Source organism: Streptomyces sp. NPDC050988, from assembly GCF_044456225.1.
In the GTDB taxonomy this organism is placed as follows: Bacteria; Actinomycetota; Actinomycetes; order Streptomycetales; family Streptomycetaceae; genus Streptomyces.
Window position 1 is genome coordinate 426566 of sequence record NZ_JBITFQ010000001.1, and the last position, 23585, is coordinate 450150.

21 protein-coding genes and 1 pseudogene are annotated in these 23585 nt (G+C 70.7%); 12 read left to right on the plus strand and 10 right to left on the minus strand.

All coding sequences use genetic code 11. The features are described from left to right. Positions 1 to 137: 137 nt before the first annotated feature. From ACIBEI_RS01865 to ACIBEI_RS01890, 6 genes are all read left to right on the plus strand, one after another. Positions 138 to 2177 carry a bifunctional aldolase/short-chain dehydrogenase gene (locus ACIBEI_RS01865; RefSeq protein ID WP_398884033.1) on the plus strand — a complete coding sequence of 680 codons (2040 nt, stop codon included), beginning with the start codon at positions 138 to 140 and terminating at the stop codon, positions 2175 to 2177. 67 nt (positions 2178 to 2244) lie between these two features. Beyond that, the gene (locus tag ACIBEI_RS01870; RefSeq protein WP_398884035.1) at positions 2245 to 3684 is read left to right on the plus strand and encodes a rhamnulokinase family protein; all 1440 of its coding nucleotides are present in this window, start codon (positions 2245 to 2247) and stop codon (positions 3682 to 3684) included. A 229-nt stretch (positions 3685 to 3913) separates the two neighbouring features. Next, on the plus strand, positions 3914 to 4669 hold the full coding sequence (locus ACIBEI_RS01875) for a (Fe-S)-binding protein (protein WP_398884036.1): 756 nt from the start codon (positions 3914 to 3916) through the stop codon (positions 4667 to 4669). 49 nt (positions 4670 to 4718) lie between these two features. Next, positions 4719 to 6209: a LutB/LldF family L-lactate oxidation iron-sulfur protein gene (locus ACIBEI_RS01880; RefSeq protein WP_398884038.1), complete on the plus strand. Its 1491-nt coding sequence runs from the start codon at positions 4719 to 4721 to the stop codon at positions 6207 to 6209. Further along, on the plus strand, positions 6206 to 6853 hold the full coding sequence (locus ACIBEI_RS01885; protein WP_398884040.1) for a lactate utilization protein C: 648 nt from the start codon (positions 6206 to 6208) through the stop codon (positions 6851 to 6853). The genes ACIBEI_RS01880 and ACIBEI_RS01885 overlap by 4 nt, the downstream gene beginning before the upstream one ends. A gap of 22 nt (positions 6854 to 6875) precedes the next feature. Continuing rightward, on the plus strand, positions 6876 to 8030 hold the full coding sequence (locus ACIBEI_RS01890) for a betaine/proline/choline family ABC transporter ATP-binding protein (protein ID WP_398884042.1): 1155 nt from the start codon (positions 6876 to 6878) through the stop codon (positions 8028 to 8030). 28 nt (positions 8031 to 8058) lie between these two features. Here ACIBEI_RS01890 and ACIBEI_RS01895 read toward each other — a convergent pair whose 3' ends face one another. The 3 genes from ACIBEI_RS01895 to ACIBEI_RS01905 are packed head-to-tail and all read right to left on the minus strand — an operon-like array spanning position 8059 to position 10333. Continuing rightward, positions 8059 to 8994, minus strand: a complete 936-nt coding sequence (locus ACIBEI_RS01895) for an ABC transporter substrate-binding protein (RefSeq protein WP_398884043.1) — start codon at positions 8992 to 8994, stop codon at positions 8059 to 8061. Then, a complete protein-coding gene (locus ACIBEI_RS01900; protein WP_398884045.1) occupies positions 8991 to 9656 on the minus strand; it encodes an ABC transporter permease in 666 nt (221 codons plus the stop codon). The genes ACIBEI_RS01895 and ACIBEI_RS01900 overlap by 4 nt, the downstream gene beginning before the upstream one ends. Continuing rightward, positions 9653 to 10333, minus strand: coding sequence for an ABC transporter permease (locus tag ACIBEI_RS01905; RefSeq protein WP_398884047.1), 681 nt, complete (start codon positions 10331 to 10333; stop codon positions 9653 to 9655). Before ACIBEI_RS01905 ends, ACIBEI_RS01900 begins: the two co-directional genes overlap by 4 nt. A gap of 137 nt (positions 10334 to 10470) precedes the next feature. Between ACIBEI_RS01905 and ACIBEI_RS01910 the strand changes: the two genes are divergently transcribed. The 3 genes from ACIBEI_RS01910 to ACIBEI_RS01920 all read left to right on the plus strand — a co-directional run bounded on the left by ACIBEI_RS01910 (position 10471) and on the right by ACIBEI_RS01920 (position 12558). Beyond that, on the plus strand, positions 10471 to 11385 hold the full coding sequence (locus ACIBEI_RS01910; protein ID WP_398884049.1) for a lytic polysaccharide monooxygenase: 915 nt from the start codon (positions 10471 to 10473) through the stop codon (positions 11383 to 11385). A 74-nt stretch (positions 11386 to 11459) separates the two neighbouring features. Next, positions 11460 to 12374 (plus strand): squalene/phytoene synthase family protein, encoded by a 915-nt coding sequence (locus tag ACIBEI_RS01915; RefSeq protein WP_398884051.1) that lies wholly within the window; start codon positions 11460 to 11462, stop codon positions 12372 to 12374. A 10-nt stretch (positions 12375 to 12384) separates the two neighbouring features. Further along, the gene (locus ACIBEI_RS01920) at positions 12385 to 12558 is read left to right on the plus strand and encodes a hypothetical protein (protein ID WP_398884053.1); all 174 of its coding nucleotides are present in this window, start codon (positions 12385 to 12387) and stop codon (positions 12556 to 12558) included. Between the two features lie 37 nt (positions 12559 to 12595). On the opposite strand, the gene ACIBEI_RS01925 is transcribed toward ACIBEI_RS01920, so the two are convergent. Then, positions 12596 to 14725, minus strand: a complete 2130-nt coding sequence (locus ACIBEI_RS01925; protein ID WP_398884055.1) for an ATP-binding protein — start codon at positions 14723 to 14725, stop codon at positions 12596 to 12598. 138 nt (positions 14726 to 14863) lie between these two features. Next, complete coding sequence (locus ACIBEI_RS01930; RefSeq protein ID WP_398884057.1) at positions 14864 to 15724, minus strand: helix-turn-helix transcriptional regulator; 861 nt, start codon at positions 15722 to 15724, stop codon at positions 14864 to 14866. Between the two features lie 176 nt (positions 15725 to 15900). Here ACIBEI_RS01930 and ACIBEI_RS01935 point away from each other — a divergent pair, with 176 nt between their 5' ends. Beyond that, complete coding sequence (locus ACIBEI_RS01935) at positions 15901 to 16647, plus strand: SDR family oxidoreductase (protein ID WP_398884059.1); 747 nt, start codon at positions 15901 to 15903, stop codon at positions 16645 to 16647. A gap of 73 nt (positions 16648 to 16720) precedes the next feature. Further along, entirely contained in the window at positions 16721 to 16936 is a 216-nt protein-coding gene (locus ACIBEI_RS01940; RefSeq protein WP_398884061.1) for a tautomerase family protein, read from the plus strand. Between the two features lie 42 nt (positions 16937 to 16978). Here ACIBEI_RS01940 and ACIBEI_RS01945 read toward each other — a convergent pair whose 3' ends face one another. Continuing rightward, complete coding sequence (locus ACIBEI_RS01945) at positions 16979 to 18766, minus strand: FAD-binding dehydrogenase (RefSeq protein ID WP_398884063.1); 1788 nt, start codon at positions 18764 to 18766, stop codon at positions 16979 to 16981. A gap of 408 nt (positions 18767 to 19174) precedes the next feature. On the opposite strand from ACIBEI_RS01945, the gene ACIBEI_RS01950 reads away from it, so the two are divergent. Continuing rightward, a complete protein-coding gene (locus ACIBEI_RS01950) occupies positions 19175 to 19567 on the plus strand; it encodes a DUF2255 family protein (protein WP_398884065.1) in 393 nt (130 codons plus the stop codon). Between the two features lie 60 nt (positions 19568 to 19627). On the opposite strand, the gene ACIBEI_RS01955 is transcribed toward ACIBEI_RS01950, so the two are convergent. The 4 genes and pseudogenes from ACIBEI_RS01955 to ACIBEI_RS01970 form a co-directional block, all read right to left on the minus strand. Next, positions 19628 to 20293 (minus strand): SDR family NAD(P)-dependent oxidoreductase, encoded by a 666-nt coding sequence (locus tag ACIBEI_RS01955; RefSeq protein ID WP_398884067.1) that lies wholly within the window; start codon positions 20291 to 20293, stop codon positions 19628 to 19630. Positions 20294 to 20343: 50 nt separating this feature from the next. Beyond that, a complete protein-coding gene (locus tag ACIBEI_RS01960) occupies positions 20344 to 20919 on the minus strand; it encodes an FABP family protein (RefSeq protein ID WP_398884069.1) in 576 nt (191 codons plus the stop codon). Positions 20920 to 21106: 187 nt separating this feature from the next. Then, positions 21107 to 22591, minus strand: coding sequence for a DUF1996 domain-containing protein (locus ACIBEI_RS01965; RefSeq protein WP_398884071.1), 1485 nt, complete (start codon positions 22589 to 22591; stop codon positions 21107 to 21109). Between the two features lie 338 nt (positions 22592 to 22929). Continuing rightward, positions 22930 to 23208: pseudogene (locus ACIBEI_RS01970) on the minus strand (alkene reductase); the annotation flags it as partial. Between the last annotated feature and the right edge of the window lie 377 nt (positions 23209 to 23585).

The window sequence follows — 23585 nt, forward strand, 5'->3', positions numbered from 1 at the left end:
CAGGCTGCGGGTCGTATGTCGCTGGTCGCGCAGTTCCCCGCGCCCCTGAAAGACGGGGCGCTTCCCCGGCCCCGAGTCTGAACGGGCGCCCGCACTTCCCATCAATATGTGTACGCACTCTTCTAAGGACTAGGAACATGGCACCCCATCCCGAAGCCGTTGCTCTGCTGGGTCGGTCGAATCGGCTTGGCTCTGATCCGCGGAACACGAACTATGCGGGCGGGAACACGTCCGCGAAGGGCACCGACACCGATCCCGTGACCGGTGGGGACGTCGAGTTGATGTGGGTCAAGGGGTCGGGGGGCGACCTGGGGACCCTCACCGAATCCGGGCTCGCGGTGCTGCGGATCGACCGGCTGCTGGCGCTCAAGGACGTCTACCCGGGGGTCGAGCGCGAGGACGAGATGGTGGCCGCGTTCGACTACTGCCTGCACGGGAAGGGCGGGGCGGCCCCCTCGATCGACACGGCCATGCACGGACTGGTGGACGCGGCCCATGTGGACCATCTGCATCCCGACTCCGGGATCGCGCTCGCCTGTGCCGTCGACGGGGAGAAGCTCACCGCCGAGTGTTTCGGGGACAGCGTGGTGTGGGTGCCGTGGCGGCGGCCCGGGTTCCAGCTCGGTCTCGACATAGCCGCCGTGAAGGAAGCGAATCCGCAGGCCATCGGGTGCATCCTCGGCGGGCACGGCATCACCGCCTGGGGCGACACGGCCGAGGAGTGCGAGCGGAACTCGCTGCACATCATCCGTACCGCCGAGACGTTCCTCGCCGAGCGCGGGAAGGACGAGCCCTTCGGGCTGGTCGTCGAGGGGTACGCGGCTCTCGGCGGCGTCGAGCGGCGGGAGCGGGCCGCCGCCCTCGCACCCGTGATCCGGTCGCTGGCCTCGCAGGACCGTCCGCAGGTCGGCCATTTCACCGACTCCGAGGTCGTGCTCGACTTCCTCGCGAGCGCCGAGCACCCGCGGCTCGCCGCGCTCGGCACGTCCTGCCCGGACCACTTCCTCCGTACGAAGGTCAGGCCGCTCGTCCTCGATCTGCCGCCGACCGTCGATCTGGACGAGGCGATCGCGCGGCTGAAGGAGCTGCACGCCGAGTACCGCGAGGAGTACGCCGCCTACTACCAGCGGCATGCCCTGCCGGACTCCCCCGCGATGCGCGGCGCCGACCCGGCGATCGTCCTCATCCCCGGGGTCGGCATGTTCAGTTTCGGCAAGGACAAGCAGACCGCGCGCGTGGCCGGCGAGTTCTACGTCAACGCGATCAATGTGATGCGCGGGGCCGAGGCCGTCTCCACGTACGCGCCGATCGAGGAGTCGGAGAAGTTCCGCATCGAGTACTGGGCCCTTGAGGAGGCCAAGCTCCAGCGGATGCCGAAGCCCAAGCCGCTCGCCACGCGGGTGGCGCTGGTGACCGGTGCGGGCAGCGGTATCGGCAAGGCGATCGCCGAGCGGCTGGTCGCCGAGGGTGCCTGTGTCGTGATCGCGGACCTGAACGCGGAGAACGCCGCCGACGTCGCCACCGCGCTGGGCGGGCCCGACAAGGCCGTCGCCGTCACCGTCGACGTGACCTCCGAGGAGCAGATCGCCGAGGCTTTCAAGGCGGCGGTGCTCGCCTTCGGCGGCGTCGACCTGGTCGTGAACAACGCCGGCATCTCCATCTCCAAGCCGCTCCTGGAGACCACGGCGAAGGACTGGGACCTCCAGCACGGCATCATGGCCCGCGGCTCCTTCCTCGTCTCGCGCGAGGCGGCCCGGGTGATGATCGCTCAGGGGCTCGGCGGGGATGTCATCTACATCGCGTCCAAGAACGCCGTCTTCGCAGGTCCGAACAACATCGCGTACTCGGCCACCAAGGCCGACCAGGCCCATCAAGTGCGGCTGCTGGCCGCCGAGTTGGGTGAACACGGGATCCGGGTCAACGGCATCAACCCCGACGGGGTCGTGCGCGGCTCCGGGATCTTCGCGGGCGGCTGGGGCGCTCAGCGCGCGGCCACGTACGGCATCGAGGAGGAGAAGCTCGGCGAGTTCTACGCCCAGCGGACCATCCTCAAGCGCGAGGTGCTGCCCGAGCACGTGGCGAACGCCGTCTTCGCCCTGACGGGCGGCGACCTCACGCACACCACCGGTCTGCACGTCCCGGTCGACGCCGGTGTCGCCGCCGCGTTCCTCCGATGACGCATCGGGTGATGCATCCGGTGACGCACGTGACTCAGGGAACGACATTGAACCTCAGGAGGCGGCTGTGAAGTCGTACGCCGCGGTCGACCTCGGCGCGTCCAGCGGGCGCGTCATGGTCGGCCGCGTGGGCCCCGGCACGCTGGAGCTGACGGAGGCGCACCGCTTCCCGAACCGGCCGGTGCGGACGCCCGAAGGGCTGCGCTGGGACATCCTCGCGCTGTACGCGGGCGTCCTCGACGGGCTGCGCGCGGCAGGGCAGGTCGACTCCGTCGGCATCGACAGCTGGGCCGTGGACCACGGCCTGCTCGACGCCGACGGGGCCCTCCTCGGCAACCCGGTGCACTACCGCGACACCCGCACCCAGGGCGTCGCGGAAAAGGTGTGGGCCACCGTGCCCGCCGCCGAGCTGTACGCGGCGACCGGGCTCCAGTACGCGCCCTTCAACACGCTGTACCAGCTGGTGGCGGCCCGCTCGTCGTCCCAACTGGCGTATGCGAGCCGTCTGTTGCTCATTCCCGACCTGCTGGCGTACTGGCTCACGGGCGTGCTGGGCACCGAGCTGACCAACGCCTCCACCACCCAGCTGATCGACCCGCGCACCCGCGACTGGTCGTACGACCTCGCGGAGCGCCTCGGCATCGACCTGACGCTGTTCGCGCCGCTGCGGCAACCCGGGGATCCGGCGGGGCTGCTCCGCCAGAGTGTGCTGGACGAGACCGGGCTGACCGGTCCGGTGCCGGTGACGACGGTCGGCTCGCACGACACCGCCTCCGCGGTGGCCGCCGTCCCGGCGGTGGGCGGCGAGCGCTTCGCGTACATCTGCACCGGCACCTGGTCGCTGGCGGGCCTGGAGCTGGAGGCGCCGGTCCTCACCGAGGCGAGCCGCGCGGCCAACTTCACCAACGAACTGGGCCTGGACGGCACGGTCCGCTATCTCCGGAACATCATGGGGCTCTGGCTGCTCCAGGAGTGCGTACGGGAATGGGGGGACCCCGACCTGGGAGACCTCCTGTCGGCCGCCGCCGAGGTACCGGCGCTGCGGTCCGTCGTGGACGCGGGGGACGCCGCCTTCCTGGCTCCGGGGCGGATGCCGGCCCGGATCGCGGACGCGTGCCGCGAGTCGGGGCAGCCCGTGCCCGAGTCGCCCGCCGAGATCACGCGCTGCATCCTCGACTCGCTCGCCCTGGCCCACCGCCGGGCGATCACCCAGGCCCAGGAACTGGCCGACCACCCCGTCGACGTCGTACACATCGTCGGCGGCGGCACGCGCAACGCCCTGCTGTGCCAACTGACTGCGGACGCCTGCGGCCTCCCGGTGGTGGCGGGCCCGACGGAGGCCGCGGCCCTGGGCAACGTACTCGTACAGGCCCGAGCCCACGGCCTGGTCGGCGACCGCACCTCGATGCGCGAACTACTGGCCCGCACGCAGCAGTTGACCCGCTACGAACCGCGGGACTCCACAGCGGCATGGCAAACAGCCGAGGCCAGGCTCGCGGACCGATGACGCCGATGCCACCGATGCCGCCGATGACAAGAAATCTCGCCCCAGCAGAGGCGCCCCAAAGGGGCGCGGGGAACTGCGCGCCCAGCCACGAACAACCTGCGGCCCCGAACGACGCTTCCAGGAATCGGCGGCCCGGAAACGGCACCCCACGCGGAGGGCAACCTCATTCCCAGCCAAGCCAGCGCCGCGTACTGTGCACTCATCCGATGATCGACCCCAAGGAGCCGCGATGCGTGTCGCTCTGTTCCTGACCTGTGTCAACGACACGCTCTATCCGGACACCGGCCGTGCCGTGGTGAAACTGCTGACCAGGCTGGGCGTGGACGTCGACTTCCCGATGGCGCAGACGTGCTGCGGGCAGGCGCACTACAACACCGGCTACCGCCACCAGGCCGAGCCGATGGCCCGGCATTTCTCCGATGTCTTCGGTGGGTACGAAGCGATCGTGACCCCGTCGGGATCGTGCGGCGCGATGGTGCGGGAGCTGTATCCGCGGATGGGCGAGCGGGCGCGTGCCGAGGGCCGCGGGGACACCCTCGCGGCGACGCTCGCGCCGGTCGTGCCGAAGACGTACGAGCTCACCGAGTTCCTGGTGGACGTGCTCGGGGTGACGGACGTGGGCGCGTACTACCCGCACACCGTCACGTACCACCCCACCTGTCACGGGCTGCGGAGCCTCGGGCTCGACGACCGGCCGCGCCGACTGCTCCGGTCTGTCAAGGGACTTGAGCTGAAAGAGCTGCCCGGCGCGGACGAATGCTGTGGCTTCGGCGGCACGTTCGCCGTCAAGAACTCCGATGTTTCGGCGGCGATGGGTGCCGACAAGGTGCGCAACGCCGAGTCGACGGGTGCCGATGTGTTGTGCGCCGCCGACAACTCCTGCCTCATGCACATCGGCGGCACCATGACCCGGCTCAGGACGGACATGCGTCCTGTGCACATCGCGGAGATCCTGGCGAGCACGGAGGAGGAGCCCCACGCATGAGCGGGACGTTCGCCGGCACGAACAGCCACAGCGGAGAGGAGCCGGGCGCATGAGCGGTGGGACTTTCGTCGGAATGCCGTCCTTCCCGAAGGCCGCACACGAGGCCGTCCACAACCAGACCCTGCGCGGCAATCTGCGCCACGCCACCCACACCATCCGCGCCAAGCGCGCGAACGCGGTCGCGGAGGTCTCCGACTGGGCCGAGCTGCGCGAGGCCGGCAAGCAGATCAAGGACCACACGCTCCGTCATCTCGACCGGTACCTGGTCCAGTTGGAGGAGTCGGTCACGGCGGCCGGCGGCACCGTGCACTGGGCCGCCGACGCGGAAGAGGCCAACCGGATCGTGACATACCTCGTCAAGGCGACGGGCGAGAGCGAGGTCGTCAAGGTCAAGTCGATGGCCACGCAGGAGATCGGTCTCAACGAGGCGCTCGAAGCCGAGGGCATCCACGCCTACGAGACCGATCTCGCCGAGCTGATCGTGCAGTTGGGCAAGGACCGGCCCTCCCACATCCTCGTCCCGGCCATCCACCGCAACCGCGGCGAGATCCGTGACATCTTCGCGCGCGAGATGAGCGAGTGGGGCCGCCCGGCGCCGGAGGGCCTGACCGACACCCCCGCCGAACTGGCGGAGGCCGCGCGCGTGCACCTGCGCGAGAAGTTCCTGCGCGCCAAGGTCGGCATCTCCGGCGCCAACTTCATGGTCGCCGAGACCGGCACACTGGTCGTCGTGGAGTCCGAGGGCAACGGCCGGATGTGCCTGACCCTCCCCGAGACGCTGATCTCGGTCGTCGGCATCGAGAAGATCGTGCCGACCTGGCAGGACCTGGAGGTCTTCCTCCAGACGCTCCCCCGCTCCTCCACGGCCGAGCGCATGAACCCGTACACCTCCACCTGGACGGGCACGACAGACTCCGAGACGGCTGACGGTCCCCAGACCTTCCACCTGGTCCTCATCGACAACGGCCGCACCGACACGCTCGCCGACGAGGTCGGCCGCCAGGCCCTGCGCTGCATCCGCTGCTCGGCGTGCCTCAACGTCTGCCCGGTGTACGAGCGGGCGGGCGGTCACGCGTACGGCTCGGTCTACCCGGGCCCGATCGGCGCGATCCTCAGCCCCCAACTCCGGGGCACACAGAGCGAGATCGACGCCTCGCTCCCGTACGCGTCCTCGCTGTGCGGTGCCTGCTACGACGTGTGCCCGGTGGCCATCGACATCCCGGAGGTGCTGGTGCATCTGCGGGAGCGGGTCGTCGAGGGCGGTGTCGTGACCCGGGGCGGCGCCAAGGTCGTGCTCAAGCCCGCGAAGGGGCATGCCGCCGAGCGGGCGGCGATGCGCGCGGCGCGGTGGGCCTTCGGTCACCCGGGCGCGCTGCGCACCGGCCAGCGGCTCGCGTCCCGGACCCGCCGCTTCCATCCGCGGACGCTGCCCGGGCCCGGCAAGGCGTGGAGCGAGACCCGGGCGCTGCCGACGGTTCCGGCGGAGCCGTTCCGCGACTGGTGGCAGCGGACGCATGGCGGAAAGGACACGTCGAAGTGAGCAGCAGGGATCTGATCCTGGCCCGGGTGCGGCGCGCGCTGGCGGACGTGCCACGGGACGACACGCCGTACGACCAGGCCTTCGAGCGCGGGTATCTGCGCGAGCACGGGGACCGGAGTGTCGCGGAAACGGTGGATCTGCTCGCGGAGAACCTGGCGGACTACCGGGCGCAGGTGCACCGCTGTGCGGCCGATGGGCTGGCGGCGACGATCGCGGGGCTGCTGGCCGAGCGGGGTTCGACGTCGGTCGTCGTACCGACGGGCCTCGACCCGGAGTGGCTCGCGGCCACCGACGTGATGCGGGTTCCGGACCGGCTCGACAGCACCCCGGCCGAACTGGACCGCGTGGACAGTGTCGTCACCGCGTGCGCGGTCGCGATCGCCGAGACCGGCACCATCGTCCTGGACGGCGGCCCGGACCAGGGCCGCCGCCGGATCACCCTGGTGCCGGACCACCACATCTGTGTCGTACGCGTCCCCGACCAGGTCGTGTCCTCCGTGCCCCCGGGTCTGGAGCGCCTCGACCCGGCCCGTCCGCTGACCTGGATCTCCGGGCCGTCCGCCACCAGTGACATCGAACTCGACCGGGTCGAGGGGGTGCACGGGCCGCGCACCCTTGAGGTGGTGCTGGTGAGCGGAGAGTGACGGACGCGGTTAGCGTGAGGCCATGATCCGGTTCGAGCAGGTCACCAAGCGCTATCCGGACGGCACGACGGCCGTGGACGGCCTCTCGTTCGAGGTGTCCGAGGGCGAACTCGTCACGCTCGTGGGCCCGTCCGGCTGCGGCAAGACGACGACCATGATGATGGTGAACCGCCTCATCGAGCCGACGTCCGGCCGGATCCTCGTGGACGGCGAGGACATCGCGGCGGTGGACCCCGTGAAGCTCAGGCGCCGGATCGGGTACGTCATCCAGCAGGTGGGCCTCTTCCCGCACCGCACGGTCCTCGACAACACGGCGACCGTGCCGACACTCGTGGGCTGGAAGAAGGCGAAGGCCAGGGCGCGGGCGGCCGAGCTGCTCGACCTGGTCGGTCTGGACCCGAAGACGTTCGGCTCGCGCTATCCGGACCAGCTGTCGGGCGGTCAGCGCCAGCGTGTCGGCGTGGCGCGGGCCCTCGCCGCCGACCCGCCCGTGCTGCTCATGGACGAACCGTTCGGCGCGGTCGACCCCGTGGTGCGCGAGCAGTTGCAGGACGAGTTCCTGCGGATGCAGGCCACCGTGCGCAAGACGGTCCTGCTGGTCACGCACGACATCGAGGAGGCCGTCCGGCTCGGCGACCGCATCGCGGTGTACGGGCAGGGGCGCATCGAGCAGTTCGACACGCCCGGGGCGGTGCTGGGCACCCCGGCGACTCCGTACGTGGCCGAGTTCGTGGGCGCCGACCGGGGCCTGAAGCGGCTGTCGGTGACCGAGATCGAGCCCGCCGACCTGGAGCAGCCGCCGGTCGCGCGCCTCGACGAGCCGGCCGAGCGGGCCGCCGCCCGGCTGAACACGGAGGGCGCCCGCTGGGCCGTCGTCCTGGACTCCGACGACGAGTTGCACGGCTGGGTCGGCGTCGACGAGCTCGCCGCGGGCGGCACGGTCGGCGACCTCGCCCACCGCATGAACTCCTGGGTACCGGTGGGCGCCCCGCTGAAACAGGCCTTCGGTGTGATGCTCCAGCACGACGCCGGGTGGGTCGCCGTGCTGGAGGGCGCGCGATTCCTCGGCGTACTGACTCCCGCGAAGCTGCACGAGGCGCTGCGACGGTCGGTGGACGCGGACGCCCTGGGCGTGGCGCGGGGCCAGGTGGAGTTCGACTCGGTGGCGGACGCCTAGGGAGCTTTCCCCGGGCTCGTCCCGGTGCTCACTTCAGCAGGCCCTTGTCCTCCAAGTACGTGCGCGCCACGTCCTCCGGCAGGCGGCGCCAGCTGTCGACCTGCTCGTTCATGGACGCCAGATCGGCGGTGGTGAGTACGTCGTTGAGCCTGTCCAGTGCCCCGGTCGCGCCCTCGCTGCCCGCCCGGGAGCGGTTCACGACCGGCACGATGTAGTCGGCGTTCTGCAGATCCTTGTCGTCCGCGAGCAGGACGAGTCCGAACTCGTCGAGCGTCGCGTCCGTCGTGGTGGTGAGCACCATCTGGTCCTGACCGTTCTGCACGGCCCGTTTCGCCTGCGTGGTACCGACGCCCTTTGGGTCCACACCGGTGACGTCGATGCCGTACGTCTTCCTCAACCCCGGTTCGCAATAGGGGCGTTGTACGCACTCGTCGCCCGCCGCGAGCCGCACTTCGAGGTCGGACCTGCCGAGGTCGCTCAGGGTCTTGAGGTCGTGCTGCCGTGCGTACGCGGCGGTCACCGCGAAGGCGTTCTGGTCGACCGCCAGACCGGGGTCGAGGACGGTGAGCCCTCGCGGGGTGGCCAGCTTTCGCAGCGCCGTCATCGTGGCCTTCAGGTCGGGCGAGCCGACGGCCGGCGCGTCCGCCCCGTTGGTCTTGGCGTTGAGCCAGTCGGCGAAGGTCGCCGCGTACTCGGCGACGACGTCGATCTGCCCCGACTCCAGGGCGGGTTCGTACAGTTCGCGGTTGGCGACGGTGAGCGTCGACGTCTTGTAGCCGGACTCGTTCAGCAGCAGCCCGTACATGGTGGCGAGCAGATCGCTCTCGGTGAAGCCTGCCGAGCCGATGGTCAGATGCTTGCTGTCGCCGGGCGGCTCCGTGACCTCGCCCTGGGTCTCCAGGGACGGGCCGGAGGCGCAGCCGGTCAACAGGAGCAGGCCCGCCAGTGCGGCGCGCCGCCTCATCGCGCGCCCCTCTTGGGTGCCAGTCGCTCGGCCACCTCGAAGACCCCTTCGACGAACAGCGCGAAGACGGCCACGAGGACGGCTCCGGCGACGACCTGGGGCGTACTCGCGAGGTTGAACCCGGCCGTGATGATGCGTCCGAGCCCGCCACCGCCCGCGAGCGCGGCGATCGTGGCGGTGGCGACGAGCTGGACGGCCGCGATGCGCACCCCGTTGAGGATCATCGGCATCGCGAGCGGCACCTCGATCTGCCACAGCATCTGTCGCCCGGTCATGCCCATCCCTCGCGAGGCCCGCACGACATCACGGTCGACCTCGCGCATCCCGACGTACGCGTTGGTGAGCAGCGGTGGCACGGCGAACAGGACGAGCGCGACGACCGTCGGGCCCTCGCCCCACTTGCCGATGGGGGTGAGGAGCAGCAGGACCAGGACGGCGAAGGTGGGGATCGCGCGGCCGACGTTCGAGATGTTGACGGCGAGTGCGCCGCCCTTGCCGAGGTGGCCGAGGACGAGGGCGACCGGCAGCGCGATCAGACAGCTGATGACGAGGCAGACCACGGTCAGCACGAGGTGCTGGGTGAGCCGGTGCCAGACGCCGTCGCCGCCCGCCCAGTTCGCGGAGTCGGTGAGCCAGTCCCAGGCGTCGGCCAGTGTGTTCACCCCCGGGCCGCCCGGGTCCACGGGGTGATCAGCCACTGCACACCGAGCAGCAGCAGATCGGCGACGACCGCGATGACGACACAGAGCACGGACGCGGTGAGGACCTGCGCCTTGAAGAAGGTGTTCATGCCCGAGTAGATGAGGTTGCCGAGCCCTCCGAAGCCGACGATCGCGCCGACCGTGGCCAGCGACACCGCCGAGACGGTGGCGATCCGCAGCCCGGCCATGGCGGCGGGCAGGGCGAGCGGCAGCTCCACGGTGAGCAGCAGACGGATGGGCCCGTATCCCATGCCGCGGGCCGCCTGCCGGGTCTCCTCGGGCACGGCCCGCAGTCCGGCCAGGATGTTCCGTACGAGCAGGGTCAGCGAATACAGGACGAGACCGGCCACCACGAGGGCCTCCGACAGCCCGTAGACCGGCAGGAGCAGCGAGAACATGGCGAGCGAGGGGATCGTGTAGAGGATCGTCGTCACGGCGAGCACCGGGCCCGCCGCCCAGCCCCAGCGGCGCGCCAGCACGGCCAGTGGCACGGCGAAAGCCAGCCCGATGAGGACGGAGAGCGCCGTCAGCTGGAGGTGCTGGCCGACCGCGTCGAGGAGGATGTCGCGGCGGGTGCTGAGGTATTCACCGCAGATCCACTCGTTGCGCGCAAGGCAGTCGTCCGGGGGCGCGGTCACGGCTCCATTCCAGCCGCGCGGGCGCCGGGTGGCGCGTATTGATCGCCCGTACGGGGGCGTTGAACGGGTTTCGCGTGATCCCCGTACTTCAGGGGCAGCGGGCCCGACCCGTCTGCCGTGCTAGGAGGACCCGACCCATGACCGCACACCGCACCGCCGCCCTCCTCGGGACGGCCCCGCTCCTGCTCGCGGTGTGGGCCGCCGGGCCCGCCGCCGCGCACGGCGCGCCGACGGACCCCGTGAGCCGGGTGGTGGCCTGCTCCCCCGGCGGTCAGCAGTCGCAGTCGGCGGCGTGCCGGGCGGCCACCTCCTCCGGGATCGCGGCCTTCGACAATCTGCGCCTCGCGGGCGTCAACGGCCGGGACCGCCAGGTCGTCCCCGACGGCAAGCTGTGCAGCGGGGGCATCGCCGCCTACCGGGGCCTCGATCTGGCCCGCGCCGACTGGCCGTCGACCAGACTGACCGGCGGGTCGAACATGACGCTCACCTACCGGTCGACGATTCCGCACACGGGCTCGTTCAAGCTCTTCCTGACCAAGGAGGGCTACGACCCGACGAAGCCCCTGACCTGGTCCGACCTGCCGACGCAGCCCTTCGCCACGGCGACCGACCCGGCGCTCGTGAACGGCGCCTACCGGATCAGGGCCAAGCTGCCGTCCGACCGCACCGGACGCCATCTGCTCTACACGATCTGGCAGAACACGAGCACGCCGGACACGTACTACTCGTGCTCGGACGTGGTCTTCCCGGCGGCGAAGGAGAAGGAGACGGAGGGGGCCGGCGGGTCCGCGTCGAACGAGCCCGCGGCGACACCGACGAAGGCCGCCCCCACCAAGACCGCGGCGACTCCCACGCCGGCGGAGTCCCCGGCCGAGGCCACCAGCGCCCCCGTGGAACCGTCGGTCACCGTGACCGACGCGCCCGGCGAGGCGGTCTCCTCGCCCGACTCCGACGACGACAGCCAGGCCCTGGCCCTGCCTCTCGTCGCGGGCGGCGCGGCCGGACTGCTGATCACGGCGGGCGCGGCGTTCACCCTGCGCCGCCGCCGGTGAGCAGCGCGAAAAGCGTGACTGATAGCCTGCGCGTTCTTTAGTTATAAAAAGGAACCATCGCGTGGGAGACGTACGTGCGGACCTGGCGGAGTTGTCTGGAATCGGCAGGAGCGCACCAGGGCGCTCTGCGTGACGACTACATGAAGGTCGCGCGTTTCATGCAGCGCCGTGAGCCGGCCGGCTATCTGGCGGTGCGGCTGCTGGTCCCCGCCTCCCATCAGCCCCATGTGCTGGCCGGGTACGCGTTCGCGGCGTTCACCGACGACGTCTGCGACCGGGGGACGGTCCAGGAACGCACGCGGCACTACGACACGTGGGCGGAGCAGGTGCGTACGGCGCTGAGTACGGGAAGCGCCGGGCATCCCCTCCTGCGGGCGTTCCTGCACACCGCGGCGGAGCGTGAACTGCCGCGCCGCTGGGTCGACTCGTACCTGGAGGGTGCGCGGATCGACCTCGACTTCTCCGGGTTCGAGACCGAGGCCGACTACCAGCGCTATGTGGAACAGCTCACCTGGCCGTTCCTGATGATCACGTCGGGGCTGGCCCATCTCGGGGGCGGAAGCGCCGAGTTCGCCGCTTCCTGCCGGCTGTTCGCCGACGCCGCCCAGCGCACGGACATCCTCACCGACCTGTCGGAGGACCTGCGCGGCGGACGGCTGTATCTGCCCCTCAGCGATCTCGACCGGCACGGCATCACGCGCGCCGACCTCGAAAAAGGGCGCGACCTGCCCGGAGTCCGCGCGCTGGTCGCGGCCACCGTCGAGGCGGCGCGCGCCACGCTCCACGAGGCCACCGTGCTCCTGGAGCACTGCTCCGAGGAGCACCGGCGGCTGATGCGTTTCATCCTGGACCTGCACCACCAGCGACTGGCGTCGGTGACGGCCCGCGGCGCCTCGGTCGCCCGCCGTCCGGTACGCGACCGTCCGGTGGCGTGCCTTCGGCTGCTGGCCGGGCGCCCGGCACGGCATCCGGTCCACGCCGCGGGATGAGGCGGCCGGGGTGAGCGGGCGCGAGCGAGTGAAGCGTCAACTGGCCGTCGGGCGGGGCACATTGCCGTTGCCGCCCGACCAGCCGCTGATGCCCGTGTACGTGGTCCTGCCCCACGGGACGGTGCTGGTGACCGACGGCCCGTACGGCGTCAGGCGCTCGCCCAGCCGGAGCATGCGCGTCTGAAGGGCCCGCCGGTTGATCGGGCCCGGGCCGCACCCGGTCAACCCGGGCCCGGCGCTTCGAGCGGCGGCCCGTCCCGCTGGTCCGGCGTGACGTCCCGACCGACGGGCACCATCGGCTCTCCGCTCAGTTCATGACTCCACAGCACATCACTGACGCGCTTCACCGCGGCCGTCAGATGCCGCCGGTAGGTGCTGAAGGACATCCCCAGGCGTCTGGCCACCGCCTCCTGGGTGGGCGCGGCCTTGCTGTACGTGGTCATGACGACGCGGTGTCGTTTCTCCCCTCCGCGCTCGGCCAGCACGGTGTCGATGGCGCACAGCAGGACGTCGTGAAGGCTCTGGCCGTGCGCCGCGACCAGGCGGCTGCGGCTGAGGGGGTTGGCCGCGAGTTCGTTGGGCCACCACAGCGCGCGCAGGGCGTCCCGCACCGCGGTGTCGAACTCCCGCCGGGACAGCACGACGTAGTCCGTCCCTTCCCGCGGAGTTCCGCCCGGGGCCGAAGGCGCCAACTCACAGGTGGCGTCGACCGGATGGGTGCCGGTGCCGACATCGATGCCGGCGCCGGCCAGCAGGGCCTTGTTCTTCTCCACCATCCAGGCCAGGGCGGGCCGGGTACGCCAGTCGTGGGCGAACAGACGGTATCCGTGGTCGCCGACCACGGGTCTGGCGTCGGTCGGCAGCATGTCGCTGCGTTCGAGAAAATCGTTCCAGAAGCCGTCGTCCCGCATCACGGCAAACGACCACGCGAGATCGTCGGACCGGACGATCTCCCCGATCACCCGCCACTGGATCAGGTTCATGGAGGCCGAAGGCCGCTGGTACGCCTGCGGGTCGACATGGAATCGCGCGACGGCAATGCGCTCCCCCGCTCGCAACGGCCCGGCCGTACGCACATGGGCCCAGGCGGCGGCCACCACCGGATCGACGTCCTCCCCCTCCGGCTCGGCGAGTTGCAGCCAGGCGGAGAGAGCAACGATGTCGTCGGTGCCGGTCGACCGGTACACGACGAACGCCTCGGGCTGCCGGTCCAGCCAGAACCGGGCGAGCGCGGCGGACTCGGGGCCCTCCGCCTCGTGGACCAGTTCCACCACGCGTCTCTCGTCGGCGGGAGTGCACGGGAGTTCCCGCACCAGGCCGTGGGAGTGCCACTCGAAGGCCTGCGCGAGGTGGCCGAGGGTTCGGTGCAGGTACACGAGTGCCTGCATCGCCGGGAGGATCTGCGCGGCGGACGCCTCCCGGACCCGGCCGAGCAGGTACTCGTACATCCGTCGGCGCAGGGCGGCGAACCCGTCCGGGTCGCGCCAGCGCAGGTCGGCTGCCAGTACCTCGCGCACCACGTCGTGCGGAAAGAGCCCCGCCGGGGTGGATTCGATGAAGGGCTGGGTGCGCAGCCAGGCGAACAGCTCGGGGGCGCGCTCGCCCATCATCGCCCTCAGAAGGGCCTCGGAGGTGACGTCGGCCTGGGCGCAGACCTCCAGGGCTGTGCGGTGTGCGGGGCTCGGCGGATCGCCGACGAGTCGTGGCAGCAGCGTCGCGATCACGTCCCGGCCGGGTGCCCAGTCTGCCGCCCGGGCCGTACCGTCCGCGTCCTGCCGCACGACGAGAGCGGCGGCCAGGGACAGGGCCAGCGGATTGCCGCCGGTGAAGGACAGCAGCGCGTGGTGTGCCCCGTCCGGGACGCCGCGTACCCGCAGGAAGGTGGCGGCGTCGCCCCGGGCCAGGTTCCGCAGCGGTACGACGTGCATCAGGTCCGCCCATCCCGGGTCGGCGACCCAGCGCGGATCGGGGGCCGAGCGCCCGGCGACCACCGCGACCGTGCCCAGCGGCAGCCGCGGCAGGAAGTGCTCCCACAACCAGTGCTCCAGGCCCTGGCAGTGCTCGAACGCGTCGACCAGGAGCACCGATCCGGGCTCGCCGATCGCCTTTCCCACGGCCTGCTCGAAGTCGTCGGGCGTCGCCGGAACCGTACGGCCGTCGACCTCGACGACCAGCCGTCCCGCCTCCCGCGCCTCCAGCGCGAACCGCCTCAGCAGCGTGGACTTGCCGATCCCGCCGGGCCCGTGCAGATACAGCACCGGAGAACCGTGGGGGTCCCCCGCCAACGCGGACCGGAACATCGCCCGTTCCGCCGCCCGCCCGACGAACGCCCGGTCCCGCGCCGCGACCACGAGGTCACCTAACGAGCCGCCGTCCCCCATACCCCTGAGCCCCTCATGAACCGAACCGAACCTTTCATGACCGGTCACATTACGGCGTTCGCCGCAAGGCAGTTGAAGGGTTGGGGCACGCGTCGCCGTGAGTTTGGTTCACGGCCGGAGAGGGATCGGTTCAGTCATGTCCTGGGTGCCGATGACGGACAGGAGCCGCAGTTGCTCGGCGGCGCGGCTGCCGGGCGGGGCCGTGAACCAGAGGAGGCGCTGGCGGCCGTCCTCGCTGAAGAGGGTGAGGCACTCGACCTCGATGACGCCGAGGCCGGGGTGGACGATGCGTTTGTGGTCGTTCCTGCGCAGGCCGACGTCGTGGGTGTCCCACAGCTCCGTGAACTCCGTACTGCGTCGGCGTAGTTCGCGAATCATCCGGGTCACCTCGGCGTCGCGGCCCCGTCGGGCGGCGACCACCTGAAGGTCCGCCACGAAGGCGCGGGACTGGCGGGGGTGGTCCGGGGCCGGATAGATGGAGCGGGCCGCGGGGTCGGTGAACCAGCGGAAGACGAAGCCGGCCGCCGGTCCGCGGACGGCCGGAGGGCGGCCGATCAGGGCAGCGGCCGCCTCGTTCTGGACGAGCGTCTCGTGGAGGTCGGTGATGACCTGCGCGGGCGTACCGGTGAGCTGGTCGAGGAGGCGGAGGAGCGCCGGCTGGACATGGGCGGCGGGACCGTGCGCGGCCGGGGGGACTCGCCGGTCCGCGAGGTGGTAGAGGTGGTCGCGCTCGTCGCCGGCCAGCCGCAGAGCGCGGGCGAGAGCTGCCAGGGTCTGCTCCGAGGGCTGGGCGCCGCGCCCCTGCTCCAGTTCGGTGTAGTAGTCCGCCGACAGGCCCGCCAGCTGGGCGACCTCCTCCCGGCGCAGCCCCGGTACGCGCCTGCGGGGGCCGACCGGCAGCCCCACATCACCCGGCTTCACACGATCGCGCCGGGACTTCAGGAATGCCGCCAGTTCGGGAAACGTCACCCCGCCATCCTCACTCGCGCGCGGATCCGGAGCCAGGGGATGCCGACCCCAGGGTGGAGACAGCCCTGGTTGACGCGGGAAGGGCCGTCGATGGTGGACCTCGGGCGCCCGCGGAGAAAGCCGCGGAACAGCGCTCGCCGATACCGCAGACACCTCAGCAAGGAGCCATCGCCATCATGTCCATTCCGAATGCCCACCCCCGCGTCGCCGTCGTCACCGGCGGCTCACGCGGCATCGGCCGCCGGGCCGTGGCGCGCCTGGCGTCCGACGGGTTCGCGGTCGTGGCCGGCTACTCGGGCAACGCGGACCTCGCCGAAGCCGCGGTCAACGAGGTCACCGCCGCCGGCGGCCGGGCCGTCGCCGTACGCGGGGACGTCGCCGACGAGGACGACATGTCCGCGCTGTTCGACTTGGCCGAGTCCACGTACGGCGGTGTCGACGTGGTCGTCCACGCGGCGGGCCGGGCCCACACGGCGGCCGTCGTCGACCTGGACCTGGCGGATCTGGACGCGCTGCACCGCACCAACATCCGCGGCACGTTCGTCGTCGCCCAGCAGGCCGCCCGGCGGCTCCGGCCTGGCGGCACCATCATCACCTTCTCCACGTCCGTCGTCGGTCTCGCGTTTCCCACGTACGGGGCCTACAGCGCGAGCAAGGGAGCGGTGGAGGCGCTGACGATGATCCTCGCCCGCGAACTGCGCGGCCGGGACGTGACGGTGAACGCCGTCGCCCCCGGTCCCACCGCGACCGACCTGTTCCTCGACGGCAAGGACGAGGAGACCGTCGCCCGGCTGGCCGCGCAGCCTCCGCTGGAACGCCTCGGCACGCCTGCCGACATCGCCGAGGCCGTCGCGTTCCTCGCCTCCCCGGCCGGCCACTGGATCAACGGACAGGTCGTCCGGGCCAACGGCGGCATCGTCTGACGGCCGCCCCTCCGGCGCCACCAATACCGATAACAGTCAGCAACCATCAGCAATCGCAGGAATGAGATCGAACATGCCGTTCGCGAACTTCAAGGTGCCCGCCGACACCCTCACCGAGAAGCAGAAGGAGCAGATCATCACCCGCACCACCGAGCTCTATGTCGAGATCTACGGCGAACGCGCCCGCGCCACCACCCTCGTACTGGTCGAGGAGGTCACCGACGGCGGGTGGGGAATCGGCGGCGACGTACTGACGCTCGCCAAGCTCCAGGCACCGGCGCGGGACTGATCTCCGCGCCGGCACCACATCGGCTCCGCGTCGGCGTCGGCGTCAGGTCGCGGTCGCCGCTGCCGCAGCCCGTCCCGCCGCACGGCCGGAGAACAGGCAGCCGCCGAGGAACGTGCCCTCCAAGGAGCGGTATCCGTGGACGCCGCCTCCGCCGAATCCCGACACCTCACCGGCCGCGTACAGACCGGGTACGGCTTCGCCGGCCGCGTTCAAGACGCGGCCGGAGAGGTCGGTCTGGAGGCCGCCGAGGGTCTTGCGGGTGAGGATGTTGAGGCGTACGGCGATCAGCGGGCCGGCACTGCTGTCCATGATCTTGTGGGCGGCGGCCGTGCGGCTGAGGGTGTCCCCCGGGTAGGAGAGGGCGTTGCGGATGCCCATGACCTGGGCGTCCTTGGAGTAGGGGTTGTCCATCTCCCGGTCGCGCGCGTCGATCTGCCGCTGGAGGTCGTTCAGGTCGATCAGGCCGTCCCCGGTCAGCTTGTTCATGCCGCGGACGAGTTCGGACAGGGTCGTGGCGACGACGAAGTCCACGCCGTTCTTCTTGAACTTCTCGATCGGCTCAGGGGTCTGCCAGATGCGTGAGAGGAGCATCCAGATGTTCTTCTCGGTGAGGTCCGGGTTCTGCTCGGAGCCGGAGAGCGCGAACTCCTTGGCGATGATCTTCTGGGTGGTCACGAACCAGGAGTAGTCGTACCCGGTGTCGGTGATCGACTTGAGCGTGTGGAGGGTGTCGTAGCCCGGCATGTCGGGTGCGCTGAAGCGCTTACCGGTGGCGTCGAACCACATGGACGACGGGCCGGGCAGGATGCGGATGCCGTGGCCCGGCCAGATCGGGTCGTAGTTCCGGAGGCCCTCGGTGTAGTGCCACATGCGATCCGGGTTGACGATCCGGCCGCCCGCCTTCTCGGTGATCGCGAGCATGCGGCCGTCCACGTGGGCCGGCACTCCGGTGATCATGGTCTTGGGTGGGGTGCCGAGACGGGCCGGCCAGTTCTGCCGTACGAGATCGTGGTTGGCGCCGATGCCGCCGGAGGTGACGATCACGACCGGGGCGCGCAGCTCGAACTCTCCGACGACCGTGCGGGAGCTGGGCTTGCCGCGGGCGGCGCTGCTCGGCTCCAGGATCGCGCCGCGTACGCCGGTGACGGCACCGCCCGTGGTCACCAGCCCGTCGACGCGGTGGCGGAACTTGAAGGTCACCTTCCCGCTCTCGACCGCGGCCCGCACCTTCTTCTCGAACGGCTCGACGACCGCCGGTCCCGTGCCCCACGTGACGTGGAAGCGGGGCACGGAGTTGCCGTGCCCGTCCGCGAGACCGCCGCCCCGCTCGGCCCAGCCGACGATCGGGAACCACTGCATCCCGAGACCGGCGAGCCAGGAGCGCTTCTCACCGGACGCGAAGTCCACGTACGCCTCGGCCCACTTGTGGGCCCAGTGGTCCTGGCCCTTCGGGTCGGTGATCCCACGGTCGAAGCCTGCCGTGCCCAGCCAGTCCTGCCAGGCCAGCTCCTGGGTGTCCTTGATGCCCATGAGTCTCTGCTCGTCGGAGTTGACGAGGAACAGACCGCCGAACGACCAGAACGCCTGGCCGCCGAGGTTCGACTCCGGTTCCTGGTCCAGGAGCAGTACCTTGCGGCCCGCCGCGGCAAGCTCCGCCGTGGCGACAAGACCGGCGAGCCCGCCACCGACGACGATCGCGTCCGCGTCCGACGACGAGGCGGCGAAGGCGGATCCGGCCGACTGGGCCAGCGCGGCGCCGGCGAGCGTGCCGCCCGCCACCGTCAGGGCACGGCGGCGCGTTATGGCAGCCGTGGCTGCTGAATTCTCCATGGGGTGCCTTCCGGAGGAGGTGCGGAGGGGGGTGCGGAGGGGGCGGGAGACGCCAAAGATGCCGCTGCGACGGCAAGGTGTTACCGACGGTAGCCCAAGTGATCGCACGCGCGCCAGAGTGGTGCAGCGTGAACTCCCCCTGGAGTCATGGGCGTTGACCGCACCCGACCGACTCCCTCCACCCGCGGGCGCCCGCCCCGCTCGACGACCAGGGCGACCAGCGCCTCACTCGCGGGATCACCCTCGGCATCCGCGACGCCCGCCGCCACGCGGCCACGCCGTCACGCCGTCACGCCGTCACGCCGTCACGCCGTCAGCCCATTGAGCGCCGTGCTGTTGCCGGTGCCGGTCACGGCGGAGAGTCTGGTTCCGAAGGCGGCACACCGGTGGCGACAAGGAGATCCGTCGATGACGACTTGGCCGAATGACGAACTCGCCCGGATCGAGCACGCCGAGGAACTGCGCGTCGTCTCCCTGCGTCGCGACGGATCGCCGGGCAGCTGGCGGACCATCTGGGTCGTCCGCGTCGGCGACGACATCTGCGTACGGTCCGTCAACGGGCCGACGGCCGCCTGGTACCGGGGCACCCGTGCCCGGCTGCAGGGCCGCATCCAGGCCGGCGGCCTGGACAAGGACGTGACCTTCGTCGACGCCGATCCCGCCCTCAACGACGAGGTCGACGCCGCCTACCGCGCCAAGTACGGCCACTACGCCGCGAACATCATCAAGGCCATCACCGGCCCCGAGGCGACCTCCACCACGATGCGGCTCCTCCCCCGCCCGGCGGAGTCCGCCGCCTAGGCCACAGAGTTCGCTGCCTGGGCCACGAGGTCCGCCGCCCGGGTCACCGACCGCCGTCGGTCAGGAGTCGAGGTCGTCGGCGAAGTGCCGGAACCCGTGCCGCTCCTGGTGGATCCCCCACAAGGTGTCCGCGAGCACGGCCGGGTCCTTCCTGTGGTGTCCGGCGATGATCGCGCCGGGGACGATCAGCTGGGCGACATGGATGCCCTCGCCACCGAGCGCGTCGTGCAGCAGATGGCCGTACGCGCTCTCCGCGGCGAAGGCGATGGACGTGCCGGCGCGGTCGGGGTGGGGGACGACCGCGGTGCCGCCGTTGACGAAGAGGACCGTGCCGCGGCCCAGAGCGCGCATACCGGGGAGCACCTGCTGTACGGCGACGACGGGCCCGTAGACGGAGAACTCGACCGGGCCGGTGAGGTCGGCGTGGGTGGTTTCCAGGACCGGCAGCATGAAGTCCCGTTGCGGGACCGGGCTGTACTGCAGGACCTCGACCGGCCCCAGAGTCGAGTTCGCCGCGTCGAGGGCGGCGGCGAGGGCCTTCGGGTCCCGTACGTCGGCGGCGAAGCCACGGGCCGTGACGCCCTCCCGGCCCAGCTCGGCGGCGAGGGCGTTCGTCCGCTCGTGGTCGCGGGCGACGAGCGCGACGTCGAAGCCCTCACGCCCGAAGCGCCGGGCGACGGCCACCCCCAGTCCAGGTCCGGCTCCGACGATGGCGATGCTGGTCACGGTCTTCCTCGATCTCCGGGTTCGGGTCGGCGTGGGGACGTCACTCCTGCTCAACGCCCTGTGAACCGTGGGCCGGAGTCGTCCTCGGCCTTGCGGCGCAGCAGCGCCGAGAGGTGGTGCTGCATGGACTGGCCGACCGCTTCCAGGTCGTGGTCGAACGTGAGCGTGTCGTCGTCGGTCAGGGTGTAGCGGCGGTGGGTGGCGTCGACCTTCTTGGCGGTGGGAGCGAGAGCCACCTGGTGGGTGGAGAGGTCGACCGTCTTGTCGGCCGCGTGACCGACCATGATCTCGGCGATGCCGGTGGGCTGGGTGATCAGTGCCTCCACGCGGCCGTCGGGCTGCAGCCGCCACCAGCCGCTCTCCCGGGCCGACGGGCGCAGCGGGGCGTCATCGGCGCCGAGCAGCCAGGCCCTGGCCTCGTAACGCAGGAAGGGACGGCCGTCATGGCTGAAGGTCACCTCCTGCGCGTACGCGAAGTCCTCGGTGAGCGTCGGGTACTGGCCCCGACCCCGGCCGTGCCAGGAACCCAGGAGGCCGAGGACGGGTTCGAGGAGCGCGTGCGGCGTCGGCGTCCCGTCCGGCTGATGGCCGTCTGGGTACGGGTGCTCGGGTGCGGGGTCGAACACGGTGTGCGCTCCTGGGGTCGGTGGCGGTTCCGGTGCCGACCGGAAGCCTAGGCCGTCGACCCGCCCGGCGCCCCGAAAGCGGTGGGGTGGCGCCGTAAACGCGCCGGGGTGGGCGCCGTTCGCACGACGCCCACCCCTACCGCTAACTTGCGGACTAGCTCTGACTAGCTAGACCCGCTGTTCGGACTCAGCTGCACCTGCGTCCGGTGTTGATGCACTGGACCATCTTGTTCTGCACCTTCTTGTCGAACACGTTGATGAAGTCGCCGTGGTCCGTGATCGGCTTGTGCGCCTGCTCGGGGAACCCGTCCAGGGAGAAGAACGGCCGGGTCTTCCCGTTGTCCTTCAGGCTGGGCGCGTCCACGTCGTACACCAGACGCTGAACCAGCTGCGGAATGGCCTTGAAGCCGGCCGGGCAGTTGCCCTTGGCGTCCGCGAAGGCCACGTGCGTACGGTGGTTGGCGCTGTCGATGTTGGTGCCGTCCCAGCAGCTCTGGAACTTGAAGGTGCGCACCACGTCCCGGCCCGACGGGCAGAGCGGGTACTTGTCCTTCAGCTGGACCTTGTTCTCGAAGCCCGTGCAGCTCCAGGAGGCGTTGGCGTTGGTCGGGCCGTTCGTGAACGCCTTGGCGTCACCGGTGATGATGCGCAGGAGCTGCGGCATCGCCACGACCTTGCCGCGCGGGCTGCCGACGAAGTCCAGCGTGGCCTGCTTGGCCGTCAGGATGCGGCCGGTGTTGCCTTCGGCTCCACCGCCAAGGCGGTCGGCGTCGAACTCCTTGGTGCCGTCCTGCAGACGCAGCACCGGCCAGTAGTAGGACGACTTGTCGCCCTTGTTCTTGCAGCTGGTGTTGGCCTTGAGGAAGTCCTGGTCGCTGGTGAAGGCGTCGTTGTCCTGGCTGCCGACGTAGTCGTGCACGTGGTGGGCGCCGTTGGTGACACCGGGGGCGACGATGACGTTGTCGCTGTTGTACAGCTTGTTGGCGTTCACCCCGCACTTGGTGACGAAGGTGCCCTTGGACGCCTTCGACGACTTGCGCGGTGTGCTCACGTTGGGCTTGACCTTGGTGATGTCCACGAAGTCGGCGGCGACGGGCCCGTTGCCCGCGGCGGGCTGGCCGGCGGCCGGAGAAGCGGGCTGGCCCGAGGCCGGCTGACCGGAGGCGGGCTGGCCGGAGGGCTGACCCGCGGCGGGCTGGTTGCCGGTGGAGCGCAACGTGCAGGGCGCCAGCGCCTCAAGACCCTGCGGCTTGGTGCCCACACGGCCGATGGCGATGACGATCCGGTCGATCGTGGCCTTCCGCTTGTCCTTCAGCGGATTCACGATCGCGTTCTGCGCGAAGTTGGCGTCCTGCTGAATCGCCTGCTGGGAGGTGGAGAGACGCTGGTAGGCCTCGGACACCTGCTTGTCGAGCAGGGCAAGCTCCCTGTCGACCTGGGTTCGGGCCTTGGCGGGCACCGCCTTCAACTGCTGGCCGACGTCGGGGCAGTCGATCGTGGAGGTTCCGGCCGCCAACGCCTGGTTCTGGGCCGTGCCCTTCGCTGCGCCGGTTTCGTCGGCAGAGGCGTAGATGTTGGCCGCGACGAGTCCGCCGGCCCCCATGGCCAGTGCCGCCGCAGCGCCCACCACCCGAACGGTGGTCTTCGACTTCTTTCGCGTGTTGCGTCTCATCAGGCCTCTCTGAACATCCTCGGAACCGGCGGGACTTCCGGTGTGGGCGAAGCTGTCCTTCGATACGGATGTGGTCACAGGATGTTCACTGAATTCTCAGATTCATAGTTTCCTCCACCCGCAATCCGGGCATAGGAGCCGGACTCGGGCGCCGGATCGGTCACCTTCTCCGCGAGCAGGCCACGACCTTCACGCGTTCGCCGCCGCGAGGACGGACCGCCGCTCGACACCCAAAAGGCGACAAACAGAATGGTGTCGCCGTCGTTGGGTGCTGACGACCAGTGAGGGCGAGCCGGTGGCCACCGAGCGCCTCATCAGCCTGGACCGCGGTGAAATGCCACGAGAACCCGATCGCGGTGCGGACCACCGTAGGAATCGGTGCGCAGGTTGGCGCTGGACGACAGGAACTGCGAGATCAAGTAGCCGTTCGCGCCGTGCAGTTCGACGCCGTCGAAGCCGGCGTCGACAGCTCGCCGGGCGGCTTCGGCGTACGAGCGGGCCTGCTCGGGCACCTCGGGGAGATCCAGGGCGCGAGGCGTCGGGGCGGGCCGCGGGCCCATCGGGGTGAACACGTCGCCCACGGCCGCGACGGCGGAGGGTCCGACCGGTTGGGCACCCCGGGCCAGCCATCACGACCCGGTTGGGCAGCTCCAGACCGCCGAGCCGGTAGCGGTCCATCAGCGTGGGCGCGCTGGTCTGCCGGTCATGCCGGAACTCCTTCGTATGGTGCAGGGACCGGGAACAGCGGGCCCGACACAGGTACGCTAGAACCTGACATCAATGTGAGAGGCAAGCCCTGAGTGAGAGAGCCGCCGGGAGGGTCGGACACGGATCGCCTCTTCCCGGAGCCCGCGAGCTTCTTCTGCAACGGCCACGGCGGCGACCGCCCGCTGCTCGCTGCCCGCTGAGGAGGTCCCCCACGCCTACCGGCGCGGCATGCTCCTCACCGCCGAGGACGCCTCCGGGTCCGGCGCCGCGCGCACCAAGAACGATC

Coding starts and splice junctions, on each gene's coding strand:
- ACIBEI_RS01865 (WP_398884033.1), top strand. CDS start 138: ATGGCACCCCATCCCGAAGCCGTTGCTCTGCTGGGTCGGTCGAATCGG.
- ACIBEI_RS01875 (WP_398884036.1), top strand. CDS start 3,914: ATGCGTGTCGCTCTGTTCCTGACCTGTGTCAACGACACGCTCTATCCG.
- ACIBEI_RS01880 (WP_398884038.1), top strand. CDS start 4,719: ATGAGCGGTGGGACTTTCGTCGGAATGCCGTCCTTCCCGAAGGCCGCA.
- ACIBEI_RS01890 (WP_398884042.1), top strand. CDS start 6,876: ATGATCCGGTTCGAGCAGGTCACCAAGCGCTATCCGGACGGCACGACG.
- ACIBEI_RS01895 (WP_398884043.1), bottom strand. CDS start 8,994: ATGAGGCGGCGCGCCGCACTGGCGGGCCTGCTCCTGTTGACCGGCTGC.
- ACIBEI_RS01910 (WP_398884049.1), top strand. CDS start 10,471: ATGACCGCACACCGCACCGCCGCCCTCCTCGGGACGGCCCCGCTCCTG.
- ACIBEI_RS01935 (WP_398884059.1), top strand. CDS start 15,901: ATGTCCATTCCGAATGCCCACCCCCGCGTCGCCGTCGTCACCGGCGGC.
- ACIBEI_RS01940 (WP_398884061.1), top strand. CDS start 16,721: ATGCCGTTCGCGAACTTCAAGGTGCCCGCCGACACCCTCACCGAGAAG.
- ACIBEI_RS01945 (WP_398884063.1), bottom strand. CDS start 18,766: ATGGAGAATTCAGCAGCCACGGCTGCCATAACGCGCCGCCGTGCCCTG.
- ACIBEI_RS01950 (WP_398884065.1), top strand. CDS start 19,175: ATGACGACTTGGCCGAATGACGAACTCGCCCGGATCGAGCACGCCGAG.
- ACIBEI_RS01965 (WP_398884071.1), bottom strand. CDS start 22,591: ATGAGACGCAACACGCGAAAGAAGTCGAAGACCACCGTTCGGGTGGTG.